Source organism: Streptomyces sp. WM6378 (assembly GCF_001279695.1).
In the GTDB taxonomy this organism is placed as follows: Bacteria; Actinomycetota; Actinomycetes; order Streptomycetales; family Streptomycetaceae; genus Streptomyces.
Map to the genome: position 1 here is coordinate 1 of NZ_LGDD01000101.1, position 1,894 is coordinate 1,894.

Below are 1,894 nucleotides of genomic sequence, written 5' to 3' on the forward strand. Positions count from 1 at the left end.
GCCCTCCAACGGCTCGGCCGCAGCAATCAACTGCCGGATCAACGCACCCAGATCACCACTCGAACCCTCGGTGCTCTTCCCCAGATCGGACAGAGTCGTAGACCCCATGTCGAACTTCACGCACACACCCCCGTAACAGACATAACGAACACCACACGCGCAACGCGGCGCGCCGTCTATGTCTACCCAATGCAGATTGCACGCGCAACGCGCAGCCAGACCGCGCGGACCTGCCCGGATCCCCGATTTCCCAGGTGCCGGGTGGACTCGGGGCGATGCCGCCTCGGGAACGGTTACGAAGTTGGAACGGCGGGCCGGAGGGCATTCGAGGCATAGCTTCGCTGTGCTGCCAAAACTCCCAAATGCGGTTATGGGGGGCGTTGGTAGGCCGGGCTGAAACGCGCTGGGCGCTGGGTCCGGCCGGCGATTGCCGGGTGAAGCCGGGAATCGCCGGGTGCAGTCGGGGGTCTGCAGCCCCCCGACGCTAGGTGACGCTCCGTCTGGTCGGTGGACCGACGGAATGAGCGATGGCTCAGCTCAGCCGGGCGTCGGCGTAGACGAGCATCGCGTCCCGCTGGTAGACGGCCAGGCCGTCGGCGATCTTGTCGTAGTTGGCGCGCATCTGGGGGTCGTCGACGTAGGTCTGGGCGAGCCCCTTGTACGCGGTCGCGTTCGGCGTCCAGAACCGGCAGACGTTCCGGTAGTGGTCGTCGACCTCGGCCTGGACCTGGGGGTCGTCGACCGGGGTGCCGGCCACCATGAACTCCGCGATGCGGATCATCTGCGCCGTCACCTCACGCTGCCACCGCTCGGTGTCCTCGTCGGTCATCGTCTCGACGGCCTGCCGGGACTGCTCCCAGGCCTTCGGCCAGCGCTCGCGCACCTTGTCGCTCTCCTCGGCGGAGGGCTCGAACCCCTCGAACAGGTTCTCCGGCCGATTGATCTTCGTCATGTCGTTGTTCTCCTCTGCTTCTTCCAGTTCGGCGATGGTGCGGTCGACGGTGCGGGCCAGGGTGCTGAGCCGGTCCCGCTCCGCCAGCAGCCGCTGGTGGTGCTCACGGAGTACGGCCACGCGGTCGACCTGGCTGTCGAGTACGGCCTGGATCTCGCGGAGCCCCAGGTCGAGCTCCCGCATGAGGAGGATCTGCTGCAGCCGCAACAGATCGGCCTCCTCGTAGTAGCGGTGCCCGTTGCTCCCGATCCAGGCCGGGGGCAGCAGCCCGATCTCGTCGTAGTGCCGCAGCGTCCGGGACGTCACCCCGGACATCCGAGCCACATCCGCGATCGACCAGGCCATGACCGTGCTCCCGTCGCCGGGCCGGAGTCCGTCTCCGGCCGCAGAGACGACGTTAGGAGTTGACGCAACGGCAACCGCAACCCGAAACGGGGGCCGGGGCGAGCCCCGCTGAACCTCACCGCTTGTATGGGCGTACTGGCCTTAGGGGCGCGGGGAACTGCGCGACCAGCCACAGACGGTCCGCGGACGACGAACACACTTCTGGGGGCCTTCGGGGACGTCGTCCCCGTAAGGCGAGGGGGCGCACGAAGCCCGCAGAACCTCGTGTAGTGTTCTCCGAGTTGTCATGCAGCCGGGATGGCTCCGAGGCAACCGTCCGCCGCAGATTCTGCGGCAACCCCAACTCAGCACGATCTCCCGACCGGGAGCGCTTTCGGCATGCCGAATTCAATTCTGGTCGGACCGGAAGACTCGATTACGAATCGCCGGAAAGATCCGCTAGAGTTCGGGACGTCGGAACGGCCCAACAGCCGGGAAGACACCCCGATTTCGACCGGGAATCAGGCCCGAAAGGATCTGATAGAGTCGGAACCGCCGGAAAGGGAAACCCGAGAGGGAGAACCGGAAAGGCACCGAGGAAGTCGGACACGAAAGAGT

General features: G+C 66.3%; 1 protein-coding gene. It reads right to left on the reverse strand.

Going from position 1 to position 1,894, the window contains the following annotated elements; genetic code table 11:
• Positions 1–532 precede the first annotated feature (532 nt).
• Positions 533–1,297, reverse strand: coding sequence for a MerR family transcriptional regulator (locus ADK54_RS11365; RefSeq protein ID WP_053725457.1), 765 nt, complete (start codon positions 1,295–1,297; stop codon positions 533–535).
• Positions 1,298–1,894: the final 597 nt, after the last annotated feature.